Genomic DNA, 17,101 nt, shown 5'->3' on the forward strand with positions numbered 1-17,101 from the left:
TTCAGTGCTCGTAAAAGTCCGCGATGATTTTCCAGGCCTGATCGGCCGTTTCCACGAAGCTGATCAAGTTCACGTCATCCGGCGCGATCGTGCCGAATTCCGCAAGCGCTTCGAAATTGATGATACCGCGCCAGAAGGATTCGCTGAAAAGGATCAGCGGAACGCGCTCCATGCGCCTGGTCTGGATGAGAGTGAGCGCCTCGAACATCTCGTCGAGCGTGCCGAAGCCGCCTGGAAACACTGCTACCGCCTTGGCGCGCATCATGAAATGCATCTTGCGGATGGCGAAATAGTGGAAGTTGAAACTGAGCTCGGGGGTTACGAACCGGTTCGGCGCCTGCTCGTGCGGCAGCATGATGTTGAGACCGATGCTGGGCGCGCCGGCCTCGGTCGCTCCGCGATTTCCGGCCTCCATCACGCCAGGGCCGCCGCCCGTCACGACCACGTATTCCTGATGGTTGTAGATGGCCGAATACTTGCCGCAGAGGGCCGCGAATTTCTGCGCCTCCTCGTAATAAACCGAAGCCGCTTCAAGGCTCTTGCGCTGGGTTTCGTTGCGAGCCGCCCAAGCGCTCTGGCCCGGAGCGGGAATGCGCGCACCACCGAAGAGCACGACGGTCGATCGGATGCCGCGTTCGGCAAGGGCCATCTCCACCTTCAGCAGTTCGAGCTGCAGGCGAACCGGGCGAAGCTCTTCCCGGCATAGAAAATCTTCATCCACATAAGCGAGCCGGTAGGACGGCGATTCCGTCTGCGGCGTCTTTGGCAGGCCCGCCGCCGCCTGCCTGTCCGCCACATTGTCCTTCAGCGGATCCCAGACACCATCCTTGCGCCTTGGTCCGTCTTTCCTTGACCTTGCCATTTGCCTGATCCTTCCGGCATCAACATCGGTTGACGCCAATTCACATTGACGCTTGAGTGGCGGTCGCTTAGAGCAAATGACACTAAAAAACCACCTCTCCCACCATCACGATATCGAGCGACGTTTAAGGATTTCCCATGAGCAGCCCCGACTTCTCTTCCCTCGAAAAGACTATCGAGACCGCTTTCGACAACCGTGACAGCGTCACGGTCTCCACGAAAGGCGAGGTGCGCGATGCCGTCGAGGAGGCGCTCTCGCTGCTGGACAGCGGCAAGGCGCGCGTGGCAAGCCGCGGTGCGGATGGAACCTGGACCGTGCATCAGTGGCTCAAGAAAGCCGTGCTGCTCTCCTTCCGGCTCAGCGACATGGAAGTGGTCAAGGGCGGGCCGGGCAATTCCACCTGGTGGGACAAGGTGCCGTCGAAATTCGAAGGCTGGGGCGAGAATGCGTTTCGCGCCGCCGGCTTCCGCGCCGTGCCGAACGCGGTGGTTCGCCGTTCCGCCTATATCGCGAAGAACGTGGTGCTGATGCCCTCCTTCGTGAACCTCGGCGCCTTCGTCGATGAAGGCACGATGGTCGACACCTGGGCGACCGTCGGTTCCTGCGCGCAGATCGGCAAGAACGTGCATCTCTCCGGTGGAGTCGGCATCGGCGGCGTGCTGGAACCGATGCAGGCAGGCCCCACTATCATCGAGGACAATTGCTTCATCGGCGCCCGTTCGGAAGTCGTCGAAGGCTGCATCATCCGCGAGGGTTCGGTGCTCGGCATGGGCGTTTTCATCGGCAAATCGACCAAGATTGTCGACCGCACGACCGGCGAAGTCATGTATGGGGAAGTGCCGCCCTATTCGGTGGTCGTGGCCGGCACCATGCCGGGCAAGCCGCTGCCGAACGGCGAACCGGGCCCGAGCCTCTATTGCGCCGTGATCGTCAAGCGCGTCGATGAAAAGACCCGCTCCAAGACCGGCATCAACGAACTGCTCCGCGATTGAGCGAACAATGTCCACATCCGATCCCGTCATCAATCTCCAGACTCTCATCCGCTGCCCTTCGGTGACGCCCGCCGAAGGCGGTGCGCTTTCGGCACTGGAGGCCATGCTCCTGCCGCTCGGCTTCAAGGTGGAGCGCATGGTGGCGACGGAACCGGGCATGCCGGACATCGAGAACCTCTATGCGCGACTCGGAAGCAAGGGCCCGCACCTGATGTTCGCCGGGCATACGGACGTCGTGCCGCCGGGCGACGAAGCCTCCTGGAGCCATCCACCCTTCGCCGCCGTGATTGCCGGCGGTGAGCTTTTCGGTCGTGGCGCGGTGGACATGAAAGGCGGCATCGCCTGCTTCGTCGCGGCAATCGCACGCCATATCGAAAAGCATGGCATGCCAAAGGGCTCGATCTCATTCCTGATCACCGGCGATGAGGAAGGCCCGGCCGTCAACGGTACGGAAAAACTGCTGAAATGGGCAGCCGAGAGAGGGGAACGCTGGGACGCCTGCCTGGTCGGCGAACCGACCAATCCGGACGCCCTCGGCGACATGATCAAGATCGGCCGGCGCGGTTCCGTCTCCGGCAAGGTGAGCGTTCTCGGCGTCCAGGGTCATGCGGCCTATCCGCATCTTGCCGACAATCCGGTGCGCGGGCTGTTGCCGCTTGCCTCGGCGCTGATGGATCCGCCCTTCGATACGGGAACGGATAATTTTCCGCCCTCCAACCTGGAGGTGACCTCGGTGGACGTCGGCAATCCGGCCACCAATGTCATTCCGGCCAGGGCAAGCTTTGCTTTCAACATCCGGTTCAACGACACCTGGACCGCCGATACGGTGAAAGCCGAGATCCTGCGGCGGCTCGATGCCGCCGCAGCCGGCAGCCCGCTTCGCCCGGGCCGCGATCCGGTCCGCTACGAGATCGCCTGGGCCGAACGGCCAAGCCATGTGTTCCTCACCCGCAACAATGCGCTGATCGCCTCGCTTTCCGAAGCGGTCGAAAACGTGACAGGCAGGACGCCGCAGCTTTCCACCACCGGCGGCACATCGGATGCCCGTTTCATCAAGGATTACTGCCCGGTGGTGGAATTCGGCCTCGTCGGCCAGACCATGCACATGGTGGATGAACGGGTAGCCCTTGCCGATCTGGAAATACTCACCCAAATCTATGGGACTTTCATCTCCCGCTGGTTCGATAATGCCCTCCTACCATGAAGTCAGGCTCTATCTTAATGGCCTCTGGCTGTTGATCAGAGGCGACGCCCAAGGTTTCCGGCTCCTCGACATTTCCGATCGAGGCATGATGCGCTCGTTCTGGGCTTTCGTCTGGTGCCTGCCGGCAGCAGCGATTTCCTGGCTGTGGTGGCGGGCCTATCTGCTCGAAGGCATGCCGGCGGGTGCGCGGGTCGGCGGGCTTTTCTTCGTCCGCATGGCGATGCTGGAGGTCTTCAATTGGCTGGTGCCGCTGATTCTTGCCGGCATTCTCTGCGCGCTGCTCGGCATCGGGCGGAAATTCTCGGCCGTCGTCGTCAGCGTCAACTGGCTCTCGGTTCCGTTCGCCTATCTCTACGGCCTGCTCAGTCTGCGCTTCCTGTTGCCTTCCAGCCTCGACGCGTTGCTGGCGCTCGTCCACTTCGCCCTGCTCATCGCCATGGTCGTTTCCGTCTCACGGGTGATGCGGATGATCTGCGGGCCGCAGCCGCTGATGGTCACGGGCCTCGTCCTGGTGCTGATCGTTCCGGGCATGCTGCTGACCGAAGCATTGCAACGCTTCCTCGGCATCTATCCGTTCTGACTATCTTTGCGGGATCACGGATCGCCGGGATAATCGACCTTCATGAAATAGAGGCCTTCCGGCGGCGCGACCGGCCCGCAGGCCGAGCGATCCCGCGCATCCAACGCGGCGCGCACATCTTCCGGCGTCATCTTGCCCTCGCCCGCAAGCTTCAGCGTGCCGGCGAAGGAGCGGATCTGGTTGTGCAGGAAACTCTGGGCGCTTGCCCGGATTTCGATCAGGTCGCCGGTGCGGGTCACATCCAGCCGGTCGAGCGTGCGAACCGGGCTCGTCGCCTGGCAGTGGGCCGAACGGAACGTCGTGAAATCATGGTGCCCGACCAGCGTCTGCGCCGCTGCGTGCATGGCTTCGTGATCGAGATGGCGCGCCACCCACCATGCGCGCTTGGCCTCCAGCGCCAATGGCGACGGACGATTGAGGATGCGGTAGAGATAATGCCGGCGGAGCGCCGAAAAGCGCGCATCGAACGTCTCATCGACCGCCTGGACGTCGAGCACCGACACCTTTTCGCCCGCCATCATCAAATGGGCGTTCAATGCATTGCGCAGCTTATAAGGCTTCCACTCGCGCGATAGATCCGCGTGGATGACCTGACCCACGGCGTGAACGCCGGAATCCGTGCGGCCCGCGCCGCGGATCGAGACGGTTTCGCCGGTCAGCGACAGGATGCCGCCCTGGAGCGCCGCCTGCACCGAGTGGCCGTTTTCCTGCATCTGCCAGCCGACATAATTGGTGCCGTCATATTCGACGGTCATGCGGTATCGCGGCATCAGGAGAGCCTCGCCCCGGCCGGGATCGGCGTGCCGCGCAGGAAATCGGCCGCCGCAAGCGGCTTGCCGCCTGCTTTCTGAAGCTTCAGCAGCCGGACGGCACCATCACCGCAGGCGACCGTCAGCGCGTCATCCAGCACCATGCCTGGCTGACCACGCCCCTCCCTCATTTCGGATGCCAAAACCTTGATGCGCTCCGGCCTGCCGTTGATCTCGGCCTCGAACCAGGCGCCGGGAAAGGGCGACAGGCCGCGAATATGGTTATGAACATCCCGCCCCGGTTTCGAGAAATCAATGCGCGTCTCGCCCTTGTCTATCTTGGCGGCATAAAGCACGCCCTCTTGCGGCTGCGGCGTCAGCGGCAGGTCGCCGGCTTCCAGTTTCCCCATCGCCTCGACCATGGCGCGGGCGCCGACCAGCATCAGCTTGTCGTGCAGTTCTCCCGCCGTCATGTTTTCGCCGATCTCGACTTCCCTAGTAAGCGCCACCGGCCCCGTATCGAGGCCTTTCTCCATCTGCATCACCATCATGCCGGTCTTCTCGTCTCCTTCCATGATCGCCCGCTGTATGGGGGCTGCACCACGCCAGCGCGGCAGGAGCGACGCATGGCCGTTGTAACAGCCGAGCCGCGTGCCGGTGAGGACCGCTTCCGGCAGAAGCAGGCCATAGGCAACGACCACGGCCACGTCGGCGTTCAGAGCCCGGAATTTCTCGCGCTCTTCCGGATCCTTGAAGTTGGCGGGCGTGAAGACGGGAATGCCGAGAAGCTCGGCCGCCTGATGTACCGGCGACTTGACGAGATCAAGCCCGCGCCGGCCGCCCGGCCTCGGCGGCTGCGTATAGACCGCGACGATATCATGGCCCGCCTGCTTCAGGCCCTCAAGCGTCGGCACGGAAAATTCCGGCGTGCCCATGAAGATGATTCGAAGAGACATGGACGTTCCACGCTTGGAAAGCGCGCCTTCAAACTGAAGATCGCCGGTTGAAGCCCTAAACGGCCTTCGCCTTGGCGGCCTTGGTGAACTTCTTGATCACCATCTCCCGCTTCAGACGCGAGATGTAGTCGATGAAGAGCACGCCGTTCAGGTGATCGATCTCGTGCTGCAGGCAGGTGGCAAGCAGGCCATCGGCCTCCACCATATGTTCCTTGCCGTCCCGGCCGATATGCTTGACCGTGACAGCCGCGGGCCGCTCCACCTCGGCGTAATATTCCGGAATAGAAAGGCAGCCCTCCTCGTAGACGGACCGCTCGTCGGAGGATTTGACGATCTCCGGGTTGATGAAGACCTGCGGGTTCTTCTCTTCGCCCTCCCGGGCAACGTCGATGACGAGAAGCCGGCGCGGCACGCCGATCTGGATCGCCGCAAGGCCGATGCCAGGCGCCTCGTACATGGTCTCCAGCATATCGTCGGCAAGCCTCAGGAGTTCGTCATTTACCTGTTCGACGGGCTTGGAAACCTGGCGCAGGATCGGGTTCGGGAGAATAATCAGCGGTTTGATGGTCATGGCTTCCCATAACGTAACTTTTTTTCGGAAGAAACAGGGATCGCTTCGCTTTTTTATATAATGTTCACGTTTTGATCTTTTCAAGCCGCGGAATTCTGTTAGCTTCCCGCCATGGATGATCTTCTCGCACGTCTCCCCGCGCTTCTGGCCGACCAGCAGGCTGTGGCCGTTGCAGCCGCAGCGGCGGCGCTAGTTATTCTGCTCGCGGTGTTTTTTATCAACCGTCGCCAGCGGGAAATCGCCCGGCAGGCGGTCGAGGCGGAAGCGAGGCTTTCCGAACTCCTTCGTGCCCAGAGCGAGATGCAGGGCCGGCTGTCGGCCATGGCGGAGACGCTTTCGGCGCGGCAATCGGAACTCAACCAGGCTGTCAGCCAGCGTCTTGATGGCATGACGCACCGGATCGGCGCGACGATTACCGAACAGACCAAGTCGACGCATGAGAATCTCCGCCGGCTTCAGGAGAGACTCGCCGTCATCGACGCCGCGCAGAACAATATCCAGACGCTTGCCAAGGATGTCGTCGGCCTGCAGGCGATCCTGTCGAACAAGCAGACTCGCGGCGCTTTGGGCCGGGGGCGGATGGAGGCGATCGTCGCGGACGGCCTTCCGCTCGGCGCCTATTCGTTCCAGGCACTGCTTTCCAACGGCACCCGGCCCGACTGCCTCATCAAGATGCCGAACGGCGCACCGCCGCTGGCAGTGGATGCCAAGTTCCCGCTGGAGGCCTGGAATGCCTTTCGCGAGGCTGCCGCACCAGAAGCGAGGCGGGCGGCTGCGCAGCAGTTCCGCCGCGATCTGGACGTGCATATCAAAGACGTTTCCGAGAAATACCTCCTGCCGGGCGAAACCCAGGAGATGGCCTTCCTCTTCGTGCCGTCGGAATCGATCTTCGCCGAGATCCACGAGCATTTCGAGGGTGTTGTGCAGAAGGCGCAACGCGCCCGCGTGGTCTTCGTATCGCCTTCTCTCCTGATGCTGTCGATCCAGGTCATCCAGGCAGTCCTGAAAGATCAGCGGATGCGCGAACAGGCGCATCTCATCCAGGGCGAGGTAGCGCTTCTGGTGGAGGATCTGGCCCGGCTCGACGACAGGACCCGCAAACTTCAGGCGCATTTCCTCGCCGCCCAGAAGGATGTGGAGCAGATCATCACGTCCACTGACAAGCTCAATCGCCGTGGCGCCAGGATCGAGGCATTGGAACTGGAAGCGCCGGCAGACGCCGAAGCATCCCGCGACGCGCCGCAGGCCAAGGTCGTCGAAAGCCGCACCGGCCTGCTCAAGCTCAGGGTGGTTGACGAGGAGTAACGCTCTCGGGCAGTGTCGCGCGACTTTACACCAGCAAGCAGGCCTGCCCATGATCACTGTCCTCGGCTCCATCAACATGGATCTCACCGCAACGACCGAACGCCTTCCGCAGCCCGGTGAAACCGTTGCAGGAACGAGCTTCGCAACGGCTGCCGGCGGCAAGGGCGCCAACCAGGCGCTGGCGGCACGGCGCGCCGGAAGCACGGTGAAGATGGTCGGAGCCGTCGGCGAAGATAACTTTGCCGGACCGGCGCTCGTCCTTCTCGATGAAGCTAAGGTTGACCTGTCCGCCGTCGCGCATGTCAGCACGCCGACCGGCACGGCGCTGATCCTTGTCGGCGGCATAGGCGAGAATATGATCGCGGTCGTGCCCGGCGCCAACGGCACCGTGAGTGAGGCACAGGCCCACGCGGCAGTCGAAACCATGCAGACCGGCGACATCCTGATGTTGCAACTCGAGATTCCGGCGACAACGGTGGAAGCGGCCCTCAAGGCGGCACGCGCAAAGGGGATTGTAACGCTGATGAATACAGCGCCGCTGACGGATGACGCTGCACGGCTTGCCCGGCTTGCCGATATCGTGGTCGCCAACGAGACAGAATTCGAGCTTCTTGCGGGGCATCCGATTCCGGATGCCGCCACGCGTAAGGCCGCATTGGAAAAGCTGCATTCGGAAACCGGCCAGACCTTCGTGGTGACACTCGGCGGCGATGGCGTCGTAGCCATCCGTGAGGGTCGGTTCTTTTCTGCTGAAGGACTCAAGATCGAACCGGTCGATACGGTCGGGGCGGGCGACACGTTCTGCGGCTACCTGGCCGCCAGCCTGGAGCAGGGACTTGAATTTGCCGAAGCACTCCGCAGGGCGGCGGTTGCCGGCTCGCTCGCCTGCCTTGTCCGCGGTGCGCAGCCGTCCATCCCGCTCGCCGATCAGGTCGATCGCCGAGTCTGAAGTAGGCGGCAACCGTGCTGTTGCGATGTCAATTCCGGCTGCGCTGATTTCAGTCAAAGTTAAGATATCGATCCTAGGGTGTCGCCAACACCTCCGCGGCAGTGGATTCGCCAGCTATCCCTTCCGCGGCAGCCCCATGACGGGGCGCCTCCAGGTGAATACTCCCCCTTTGATACCCTGCTGAAGGCGCGAGCCCATGTTTCCGCTGAAGATCAAGTCCCTGTCCACGAAACTGATCCTTGTGACGAGCCTGGCAATCGCTGCAGTTCTCGTCATCTCCAACCTCTTCCTGATCTCCCAGACACGCAGCCGCGTCTCGTCGCTCACCATGGCTCAGGCCGAGGCCGAGGCTCGCTCGATCGCCAACGAAGTCGCCGTCGACATGGGACAACTCGCGGGCGCCGCCCGATCGATCGCCGGCGTGATCGGTCGCGGTCATGCGGGCGATTACCTTGATCGCAAGGGCGTGGTCGATGCCCTGAAGGCCAATCTCGAGCAGAACGCATTCGCCTATGGCAGCTGGTTCGCAGAAGCCCCCGGCACCTTCGACGGCAAGAACGCCGACCTGGTCGGCAACAAGGAGATGGGGGCCAACAAGAAGGGCGAACTTGCACCCTATTGGACCAAGAGCCGCTCCGGCGATATCGCCTACAGCGTTTTCGACATCGACACCCAGGCGGAGTGGTATGCGCTGGCCGCCAACTCGAAGAAAGGCTCGCTGACCCAGCCTTACGTGGAAAGCACGACCGGCGACGCAACCGCCATGAGCTCGATCGCCTATCCGGTCTTCTCAGGCTCGAAATTTCTCGGTGTTGCCGGTCTCGATGTGTCGCTCGCCACCCTCACGAGGAAGCTGCAGGCGATGAAGCCCTTCGGTTCCGGCCGTGTCCTTCTCGTGTCCCAGGGTGGCAAGTGGATTGTCCCGGTTGATCCGGACAAGCTGATGAAGCCGGTGGAAGGCGAAAAGGCGAGCGAGCTTCTCGCCGCGCTGAAGGCAGACAAGCCCGCACAACTCGACAATCTCTCGGCCGATGCTTCGGAACCATACGACCGCGTCGTCTACCCATTCACGGTACCGGACCTCAACGCCACCTGGGCGATCGTCGTCGACGTGCCCCACAGCGTCATCGCTGCACCTGTCCGGGATCAGACGTGGATGATGGTTCTTGGCGGCGTCGTCATCATGGGCGCCTGCATTGCGACCCTCTATTTCGGCAGTACCGTCTTCGTGCGTCGTCCTTTGGGCGCGCTGCTCGGAAGCGTCGATCTTCTCAGCCAGGGTCGTTTCGAGCAGCCGGTCGAAGGCCAGGACCGTAACGATGAGATCGGCTCGCTCTCTCAATCGCTCGAAGGCTTCCGGCATACGCTGGCCGACGGCCGCCGATTGGAAACCGAGGCGGAAGCTCAGCGCAATGCCGCCGAAAAGGAGAGGAGCCGTTCGGAAAACGAGCGGGAAGCCAACGCGCTTGAACAGCAGTGCATCGTGGCTTCCCTTGCCAAGGGATTGGCCGAACTCTCGAACGGCAACCTCGGCTATCGGGTCCAGGAAGAGTTTCCAGGCGAATACGCAAAGTTGAAGACCGATTTCAACCGGGCGCTGGAAAGCCTTGAAGACACGATCGCGACCGTCAATTCCACCGTGCATAACATTGGCAACGGTACCCGCGAAATTGCCGCCAGCGCACAGGATCTGTCGCGCAGGACCGAGCAGCAGGCATCGAGCCTCGAAGAGACCGCCGCAGCGCTCAACGAGCTCACCGCCCAGGTGAATTCCAGCGCTGAAAATGCGGGTTCGGCTGCCTCCACTGTCAACCTCGCCTGTGACGATGCGGAAAAGTCCGGTGAGGTGGTGCAAAAGGCGGTCGCCTCGATGCAGGGCATTGCCCAGTCCTCGCAGGAGATTTCCCGCATTATCGGCGTCATCGACGAAATCGCTTTCCAGACCAACCTGCTTGCGCTCAACGCAGGCGTCGAAGCGGCCCGCGCCGGCGAGGCCGGAAAAGGGTTCGCCGTCGTTGCGCAGGAAGTGCGCGAGTTGGCGCAGCGCTCTGCTAATGCCGCCAAGGAGATCAAAGCCCTCATCAACACATCTACGACCCAGGTCGGCGAGGGAGTGGACCTGGTCGGAAAGGCGGGCGATGCGCTGCAGAAGATCGCCGTCCAAGTCATGCAGATCAACGGGCTGATCCGTCAGATCTCCGCCTCCGCCAGCGAACAGGCTGCCGGCCTCAAGGAGATCAATTCCGCCGTCAACCAGATGGATCAGGTGACCCAGCAGAACGCCGCCATGGTGGAAGAAACCACCGCGGCAAGTTCCGTGCTCAGCAATGAGGCGGAAACGTTGCGGTCGCTGGTAGCCCGCTTCCGCGTCTCGACGCATGCCACGGGCCAGGTTCAGAACGCACCGCAGGCATTGCGGCAGGTCGCACAGTCCATGCGGGCGCCGCAGGCAAATCGACCTGCTCCAGCATCGCCGCGTGCAAAGCCTGCACCGAAGGCGGCCGTTGCTGCGGGATCGGCCGCCGTTGCGGATGAGTGGGAAGAGTTCTGATTGCCAATGCAAAAAGCCTGAACGGTGGCCGCCGGTCAGTGTCCGGCGGCCTTTCCTTTATCCGCGGGTGAGGCCGATCAAAGCCGGCCGACACGTTCCGTCAGCAGTGCGAAGAAGCCGTCGGCATCCACATCGCGCATGACCTTGGCATTGGGCTTGCGGCCGGAAACCCGCCACCAGTCGACTACGGTCATGCCGGCCGTCAGCTCCGACCGCGTTTCGATTTCGACATTGCAATCGCGCCCCGAGAAGAGTTCGGGCTTCAGCAGATAGGCAATCACGGTCGGATCATGCAGCGGCCCGCCATCGGAGCCGTATTTTTCGATGTCGAATCGCTCGAAGAACGCAAGCCAGTCGACCAGCACCTGTGCCGGCCTGGTCCCGAGTGCCGCAATCTTTCCGACACGAGCCTTGGTCGTCAAAAGCTTGTGGGTGACGTCGAGCGGCATCATGACGATCGGGATAGCGGAGGCAAAGACGGCCTTCGCCGCTTCCGGATCCACATAGATGTTGAACTCGGCAGCAGGCGTGATGTTGCCACCCTCGAAGAAGCCACCGCCCATCATCACCAATTCCCTCACGCGCGGTGCTATGTCCGGCGCCTTTTGAAGCGCCAGCGCCACATTGGTGAGCGGCCCGAGGGTACAAAGCGTCACCGTTCCGACCGGCTCGGAGCGCAATGTCTCGACGATGAAATCCACGGCATGGGTGCTGCGCACCGGCATCATCGGCTCAGGCAGTTCGGCGCCGTCGAGACCTGTCCTGCCGTGGACGTGCTCCGCGGTCACCTGAGGACGCAGGGTTGGTTTCCGGGCTCCCTCGTAGATCGCCGCGTCCTGCCTGCCGCAGAGTTCGCAGACGATCCTGAGGTTACGGCTGGTATAGGAAAGCGGCACGTTTCCGGCGACTGCGCAGAGGCCGAGCACGTCCAGTTCCGCGGGGCTTGCAAAAGCCAGCATGATCGCAGCGGCATCATCCTGGCCCGGATCGGTATCGATGATGATCTTTCTGCGTTCCATGGAATGCCCCTGATTTTGCCGGGGCTTGGTGGCCCTGCTCCTACAGATTGTCAAGTACGGGCGGGGCTTATATGGAAGGATTGCAAATACTGACGACCGGATTCATTCTTGCGGTCTTTGCTGCAACTCCCCATATAAGTTTCCGAATTGGCGCGCCGAATTTCGGGCGCCGATAGGGTCGCTTGTTACAAGGACTGCACGATGAGCCGAATGATGCCATTTGCGAGCCCGCTGCTTTTGGGCTTCGACTCCATGGAAAAGACCCTCGAGCGCCTCGCGAAGGCGAATGACGGCTACCCGCCCTACAATATCGAACGCATCCAGGCGGACGCGTCCGGCGCGCCGGAACGGCTTCGCATTACAGTTGCGGTCGCCGGCTTTTCCGAATCCGAGCTCGATGTGACGATCGAGGAGAACCAGCTCGTCATTCGCGGACGCCAGATGGAACAGGGCGACCGGAATTACCTCTACCGGGGCATTGCAGCTCGTCAGTTCCAGCGTGTGTTCGTGCTCGCCGACGGCATGCAGGTCTCCGGTGCCTCGCTCAGAAACGGTCTCCTGTCGATAGACCTCGTCCGCCCCGAGCCGGAACGCATGGTGCGAAAAATTAACATTTCCGTCTCAGAGTAGGTCAACGGCATTAATGCCGTTGCATCCTCAATACTGGAGGCTGGAATGCTCCTGAAAGAAGCGAATACGCGTTTGACGCAGTCCGAACTCGCTCATCTGGGTACTGGAGAGGTCGGATATATTCGCAAGATGCGGTCGGATGAAGTGTCCCGCTGCTTCCCCGAAGCCCCGGAAATCGATCCCAATCTCGACCTTTGGGCCCTGTTCGGCGCCGATGGCACGCCGATCCTCTTGACCGACAACCGTTCCAGCACCTTCTTCAAGGCTGCTGAGGACGACCTGAAGACCGTCAGTCTGCACTGACTTTTCAGATCCTTCTGAAGGTCAGATAGGCCGAGGAACGGCCTTCGCGACGGGCCTTGTTTTCGTATCGCGTTCCTGGCCAGCCGGCGAAGGGGGTCAGCCAGTCGGAAGATTGCTCCGCCAGCCATTGAAAGCCGCCATGGTCGCGGCAATGGATCAGCGTCCAGTTGACATAGGTGTCGATGTCGGATGCGAAGCAGAATAAGCCGCCCGGCTTCAGCACGCGATGGAAGCGGTCGAGATTGACCTCGGACACGAACCGCCTTTTCCAATGCTTGCGCTTCGGCCACGGATCCGGATAGAGCAGATCCACACGATCGAGAGAAGCATCCGGCAGCCAGTCCAGCACCTGGGTCGCATCGTCGTCATAGACCCGGATATTCTTCAAACCCAACTGATCGACGCGCGACAGAAGCTTCGCCATGGAATTGACGAAGGGTTCCACGCCGATGAAGCCCGTTCTCGGGCTTTCCTGGGCGCGATGGATGAGATGTTCGCCGCCGCCGAAACCGATCTCCAGCCGCAGTTCATCCACCGGGACGAGAAACAGGTCAGACAGTCTTGCCGGCGCCGGAGCTTGAAGATCAAGCTTCAAGGCCGGCAGCAGCGTGGCCATGCCCTCCGCCTGTCGCTCGCGCAGCGGTTTGCCCTTGCGACGCCCGAAAAATGCCTCGGTGGCGCGGCTCGGGTGCGGTTGTTCGGTCATGTCTGCTCTCTCACGATAAAAGCGGGCGTCTCCTTCAGGGAGACACCCGCTTTACAGTTTTCTTCAGCGATCCGTAAAGACCGATCAGGCGGCCTTCAGCATCTCTTCCTTCAGCGCATCCTTGAGCGGCTTGACGAGATCGGTCTTCTCCCAGGAGAAGGAACCATCGCGGCCCGCTTTACGGCCGAAGTGGCCGTAGGCCGAGGTCTTGGCATAGATCGGCTTGTTGAGGTCGAGGTGGCGGCGGATGCCCGACGGCGACAGGTCCATGACCTTGCGGATTGCAGCCTCGATCTGATCTTCCGTCACACCCTTGCCGGTGCCGTGCAGGTCGACGTAGATCGACAGCGGCTGGGCAATGCCGATCGCATAGGAAAGCTGGATCGTGCAACGGTCGGCAAGGCCGGCGGCAACGACGTTCTTCGCCAGATAGCGCGCCGCATAGGCTGCCGAACGGTCGACCTTGGTCGTGTCCTTGCCGGAGAAGGCGCCGCCGCCATGCGGAGCTGCACCACCGTAGGTGTCGACGATGATCTTGCGGCCGGTGAGGCCGGCATCGCCGTCCGGGCCGCCGATGACGAACTTGCCGGTCGGGTTGATGTACCACTTGCAATCGTCGGAAATCTTCAGGTCGCCGAGCGCCTCGCGGATATAGGGTTCGACGACGGCGCGGACCTTCTTGGAATCCCAGCTCTCATCGAGGTGCTGGGTGGAAAGCACGATCGAATCGACGCAGGCCGGCTTGCCGTTTTCGTAACGGACGGTCACCTGGCTCTTGGCGTCCGGGCCGAGCTTGGCCACTTCGCCCTCGCCCTTCTTGCGGGCTTCGGCGAGAAGCCGGAGGATCTTGTGGGAATAGTAGATCGGCGCCGGCATGAGATCCGGGGTTTCCGTGCAGGCATAACCGAACATGATGCCCTGGTCGCCGGCACCTTCGTCGCCCTGCTGGTCGGCGGCGCTGTCGACACCTTGCGCGATATCGGCAGACTGCGAGTGCAGCAATACGTCGATCTTCGCCGTCTTCCAGTTGAAGCCGTCCTGTTCATATCCGATGTCGCGGATCGCCTTGCGGGCGGCCGACTTGAATTTCGAGGGGTTGATGACGTCCTTGCCCTGCTTGTCCTTCTTCATCAGGCTTGGCGGGAGGCGAACCTCACCGGCAATGACCACGCGGTTGGTGGTCGCGAGCGTCTCGCAGGCGATGCGTACCGTCCACGGATCGACGCCGGTCTTGACCGCTTCGCGGTACACAAGATCCACGATTTCATCGGAAATACGGTCACAAACCTTGTCCGGATGGCCTTCGGCGACGGACTCGCTGGTGAACAGGTAACTTGGGCGCATTACGGGATTCCCCTCAAAGAAACGAACGAGCCTGTGTTAGTGGCTTCCGCCGACAAAAACAAGCGTACAACGACATAAATATATCTTTATGTGTACAATCTCAACACTCAAGCAACACTTGGATGCCAGAAAATGAGCAAAAAAAAGCGGCCCTTAGGCCGCTTGCGGAATCGTACTGAATCCGTCTTATTCCACTTCGGCATCCGCCGCCAGCGCCTTGACGAGATCGACCACACGTCGGCGCACCTTCGGGTCGGAGATTTTCACAAAGGCCCGGTTGAGCTGCAGGCCTTCGGAAGACGACAGGAAATCGACCACATAATTGGAGCTTGACGCTTCCGCCATGCCGGCCTGACCGCCCGACTGCTCGCCCGGAGCATCCTCGAAGAAGAAGGAAACCGGCACGTTGAGGATGCTGGAGATATTCTGCAGGCGGCTTGCGCCGACGCGATTGGTGCCCTTCTCATATTTCTGGATCTGCTGGAAAGTAATGCCAAGGCTTTCGCCCAGTTTTTCCTGGCTCATTCCAAGCATGGTCCGACGAAGGCGAATCCGGCTGCCGACGTGAATGTCTATCGGGTTCGGCTTCTTCTTATTTTCAATCATAACGATGTCCTGACGAAGTTAACGGTTCAATCTTCACAACCCGGTCTGCGTGTGGAGATACACTTCGCGCGATTGGTCACTACAGGCACAACGTGTGAAGCATATGGCGAGACGAAAGGCCAGGACCACTATGCAATTTTAGGGGTTTTCGGTCAATTCGTCCGAAAATTAAAACCAGCACGCGAGACCACTGCAATCAGTAACATAGATGCCAGAACCAACCAGAAGTAATTTTGACGAGCATCCTCGCCCCAATGCGGAACGGGAATGCTGCTCACAGTTGCATCTATCACACCTTTTTGATTGTAGTCCATACCCCTTATTAGTCTTCCGTAGGGGTCGACAACGGCCGAAATACCGGTATTCGCCGCACGAATCAGCGGCAGGCCGTTTTCGACGGCACGGATCCGAGCCTGCTGGAAATGCTGATAAGGGCCGGGTGTCGCTCCAAACCAGCCGTCATTGGTGACATTGAGAAGCGCGCTCGTCCGCTCCACGTCTTCGCCGATCTCCTGCGGGAAGATCGCCTCATAGCAGATCAGCGGATAGAAAACCCGGCCGCCGGGCAGCGTCAGCATCGCCCGCACGGGCGCGGCGCTGAAGCCGCCCGGCATGGCAACCGCCTCGGGGATGCCGAGCCTGCGCAACATGTCCTCGTAAGGGACGTATTCCCCGAACGGGACGAGATGCACCTTGTCGGCAGCGGATACGATCTGCCCCTCGCTGTCGATCACGTAGATCGAGTTGTAGTAGCGCGGCGCGAAACCCTGACCGGTCTCTTCCGACCGCACCACGCCGGTAATAAGGACCTGATCGTCCTGAAGCATCTCGGCGATACGGGCCAATGCGTCCGGGTTCTGGGTGAGGATGAACGGAATGGACGTCTCCGGCCAGACGATGATATCCGGCCGCTTGCCGCCATCTTCCGGAGGCAAGGCGGAGAGGGCCAGATGCTCCTCGAAGATTTCGGCGCGGTCGGAATCTTCGATCTTCCGGGCCTGGTCGATCACCGGCTGGACGATGCGGACCACCATCTGGCTTTCCGCAGGCGCGGCAAGAGCGGAATCCGCCAGATAAAGCCTGTAGGCGCCGAAGCCAAGATGGGCGCAAGAGAGCAAAGCCGCCAGCGACAGGCCGAGCCGCATGCCTTTCTTCGTGCCGATCAGAGCGGGTGCCGAGAACACGAAGACCGCGAACACGGTGACCCCGTAGATGCCGAGCACGGCGGATTGCATCATCAAAGGTATGGGCATGGCGCCATAACCGACCGCATTCCATGGAAAGCCGGTGGCAACGAAGCTGCGCAGCCATTCGGCAAGCCCGAAACCGAAGGCGAGCGCCGCGATCCGTCCGAAGCCGTCCGACCAGAACATCCGGGCGAGCGCCGTTGCGAGACCATAAAAGAGGGCGAGACAGGCCGGCAGGCCGATGACCGCAAGCGGCAATGCCCAGGCGAACTCGTCGGCTTCCACCAGCAGCGCATTGCCGAGCCACCAGAGGCCAGCCACAAAATAGCCGAAACCAAAGAACCAGCCGAGCCAGAAGGCCGAGCGGAGGCGGGAGAACAGACCTCCATCCGGATTGCCGGTCGAGCCGTCCATCAGCCAGACGAGCAGCGTGAAGGAGATGAAGAGTGCCGCAAGGAACCCGAAGGGCGGCAGGGCTAAAGCGCCAACGGCGCCCGCCAGAAAAGCGACAATGGCTCGCGGGAAACCCCATAGAAGTATGATCCTGCCCGCCAGCCGCTCCATGGACTTCCCCTTTTTCCTCGAAT

At 61.4% G+C, this 17,101-nt stretch carries 17 protein-coding genes; 8 read left to right on the forward strand and 9 right to left on the reverse strand.

All coding sequences use genetic code 11. The features are described 5' to 3' along the window. Nucleotide 1: 1 nt before the first annotated feature. Nucleotides 2–862: an LOG family protein gene (locus tag JL39_RS29265; protein ID WP_037159109.1), complete on the reverse strand. Its 861-nt coding sequence runs from the start codon at nt 860–862 to the stop codon at nt 2–4. A 137-nt stretch (nt 863–999) separates the two neighbouring features. Between JL39_RS29265 and dapD the strand changes: the two genes are divergently transcribed. Genes dapD through JL39_RS29280 form a run of 3 tightly spaced genes read left to right on the forward strand, consistent with a single transcriptional unit; the run spans nt 1,000 to nt 3,638 of the window. Further along, the gene (gene dapD, locus JL39_RS29270) at nt 1,000–1,854 is read left to right on the forward strand and encodes a 2,3,4,5-tetrahydropyridine-2,6-dicarboxylate N-succinyltransferase (protein ID WP_037159112.1); all 855 of its coding nucleotides are present in this window, start codon (nt 1,000–1,002) and stop codon (nt 1,852–1,854) included. Between the two features lie 7 nt (nt 1,855–1,861). Continuing rightward, the gene (gene dapE, locus JL39_RS29275; protein WP_037159114.1) at nt 1,862–3,058 is read left to right on the forward strand and encodes a succinyl-diaminopimelate desuccinylase; all 1,197 of its coding nucleotides are present in this window, start codon (nt 1,862–1,864) and stop codon (nt 3,056–3,058) included. Continuing rightward, nucleotides 3,042–3,638 (forward strand): hypothetical protein, encoded by a 597-nt coding sequence (locus JL39_RS29280; RefSeq protein WP_037159117.1) that lies wholly within the window; start codon nt 3,042–3,044, stop codon nt 3,636–3,638. Before dapE ends, JL39_RS29280 begins: the two co-directional genes overlap by 17 nt. A 14-nt stretch (nt 3,639–3,652) precedes the next feature. On the opposite strand, the gene truA is transcribed toward JL39_RS29280, so the two are convergent. Genes truA through def form a run of 3 tightly spaced genes read right to left on the reverse strand, consistent with a single transcriptional unit; the run spans nt 3,653 to nt 5,914 of the window. After that, complete coding sequence (gene truA / locus JL39_RS29285) at nt 3,653–4,408, reverse strand: tRNA pseudouridine(38-40) synthase TruA (RefSeq protein ID WP_037159120.1); 756 nt, start codon at nt 4,406–4,408, stop codon at nt 3,653–3,655. After that, the gene (gene fmt / locus JL39_RS29290) at nt 4,408–5,343 is read right to left on the reverse strand and encodes a methionyl-tRNA formyltransferase (protein ID WP_037159123.1); all 936 of its coding nucleotides are present in this window, start codon (nt 5,341–5,343) and stop codon (nt 4,408–4,410) included. The genes truA and fmt overlap by 1 nt, the downstream gene beginning before the upstream one ends. Nucleotides 5,344–5,398: 55 nt before the next feature. Further along, nucleotides 5,399–5,914, reverse strand: coding sequence for a peptide deformylase (def, locus tag JL39_RS29295; RefSeq protein WP_037159126.1), 516 nt, complete (start codon nt 5,912–5,914; stop codon nt 5,399–5,401). Between the two features lie 111 nt (nt 5,915–6,025). Between def and rmuC the strand changes: the two genes are divergently transcribed. The 3 genes from rmuC to JL39_RS29310 all read left to right on the forward strand — a co-directional run bounded on the left by rmuC (nt 6,026) and on the right by JL39_RS29310 (nt 10,719). After that, nucleotides 6,026–7,219, forward strand: coding sequence for a DNA recombination protein RmuC (rmuC, locus tag JL39_RS29300; protein ID WP_037159129.1), 1,194 nt, complete (start codon nt 6,026–6,028; stop codon nt 7,217–7,219). Nucleotides 7,220–7,268: 49 nt separating this feature from the next. Continuing rightward, a complete protein-coding gene (locus JL39_RS29305; RefSeq protein ID WP_037159132.1) occupies nt 7,269–8,168 on the forward strand; it encodes a ribokinase in 900 nt (299 codons plus the stop codon). A gap of 196 nt (nt 8,169–8,364) precedes the next feature. After that, nucleotides 8,365–10,719, forward strand: coding sequence for a methyl-accepting chemotaxis protein (locus tag JL39_RS29310; RefSeq protein WP_037159135.1), 2,355 nt, complete (start codon nt 8,365–8,367; stop codon nt 10,717–10,719). 77 nt (nt 10,720–10,796) lie between these two features. Here the strand turns inward: JL39_RS29310 and JL39_RS29315 are convergent, their stop codons facing one another. After that, nucleotides 10,797–11,738, reverse strand: coding sequence for a nucleoside hydrolase (locus JL39_RS29315; RefSeq protein ID WP_037159138.1), 942 nt, complete (start codon nt 11,736–11,738; stop codon nt 10,797–10,799). Nucleotides 11,739–11,939: 201 nt separating this feature from the next. Here JL39_RS29315 and JL39_RS29320 point away from each other — a divergent pair, with 201 nt between their 5' ends. Together JL39_RS29320 and JL39_RS29325 are read left to right on the forward strand one after the other, a co-directional pair. Continuing rightward, nucleotides 11,940–12,368 (forward strand): Hsp20 family protein, encoded by a 429-nt coding sequence (locus JL39_RS29320; RefSeq protein WP_037159141.1) that lies wholly within the window; start codon nt 11,940–11,942, stop codon nt 12,366–12,368. Between the two features lie 45 nt (nt 12,369–12,413). Beyond that, a complete protein-coding gene (locus JL39_RS29325; protein ID WP_037159144.1) occupies nt 12,414–12,671 on the forward strand; it encodes a DUF1150 family protein in 258 nt (85 codons plus the stop codon). Between the two features lie 4 nt (nt 12,672–12,675). On the opposite strand, the gene trmB is transcribed toward JL39_RS29325, so the two are convergent. The 4 genes from trmB to lnt all read right to left on the reverse strand — a co-directional run bounded on the left by trmB (nt 12,676) and on the right by lnt (nt 17,078). Next, complete coding sequence (gene trmB / locus JL39_RS29330; protein WP_037159146.1) at nt 12,676–13,377, reverse strand: tRNA (guanosine(46)-N7)-methyltransferase TrmB; 702 nt, start codon at nt 13,375–13,377, stop codon at nt 12,676–12,678. 84 nt (nt 13,378–13,461) lie between these two features. Continuing rightward, complete coding sequence (gene metK / locus JL39_RS29335; RefSeq protein WP_037159149.1) at nt 13,462–14,721, reverse strand: methionine adenosyltransferase; 1,260 nt, start codon at nt 14,719–14,721, stop codon at nt 13,462–13,464. 186 nt (nt 14,722–14,907) lie between these two features. Further along, nucleotides 14,908–15,327, reverse strand: coding sequence for a helix-turn-helix domain-containing protein (locus JL39_RS29340; RefSeq protein ID WP_037159150.1), 420 nt, complete (start codon nt 15,325–15,327; stop codon nt 14,908–14,910). 152 nt (nt 15,328–15,479) lie between these two features. After that, nucleotides 15,480–17,078 carry an apolipoprotein N-acyltransferase gene (lnt, locus tag JL39_RS29345; RefSeq protein ID WP_037159153.1) on the reverse strand — a complete coding sequence of 533 codons (1,599 nt, stop codon included), beginning with the start codon at nt 17,076–17,078 and terminating at the stop codon, nt 15,480–15,482. Nucleotides 17,079–17,101 lie beyond the last annotated feature (23 nt).

The organism is Rhizobium sp. YS-1r (genome assembly GCF_000757525.1).
GTDB classification, from domain to species: Bacteria; Pseudomonadota; Alphaproteobacteria; order Rhizobiales; family Rhizobiaceae; genus Neorhizobium; species Neorhizobium petrolearium.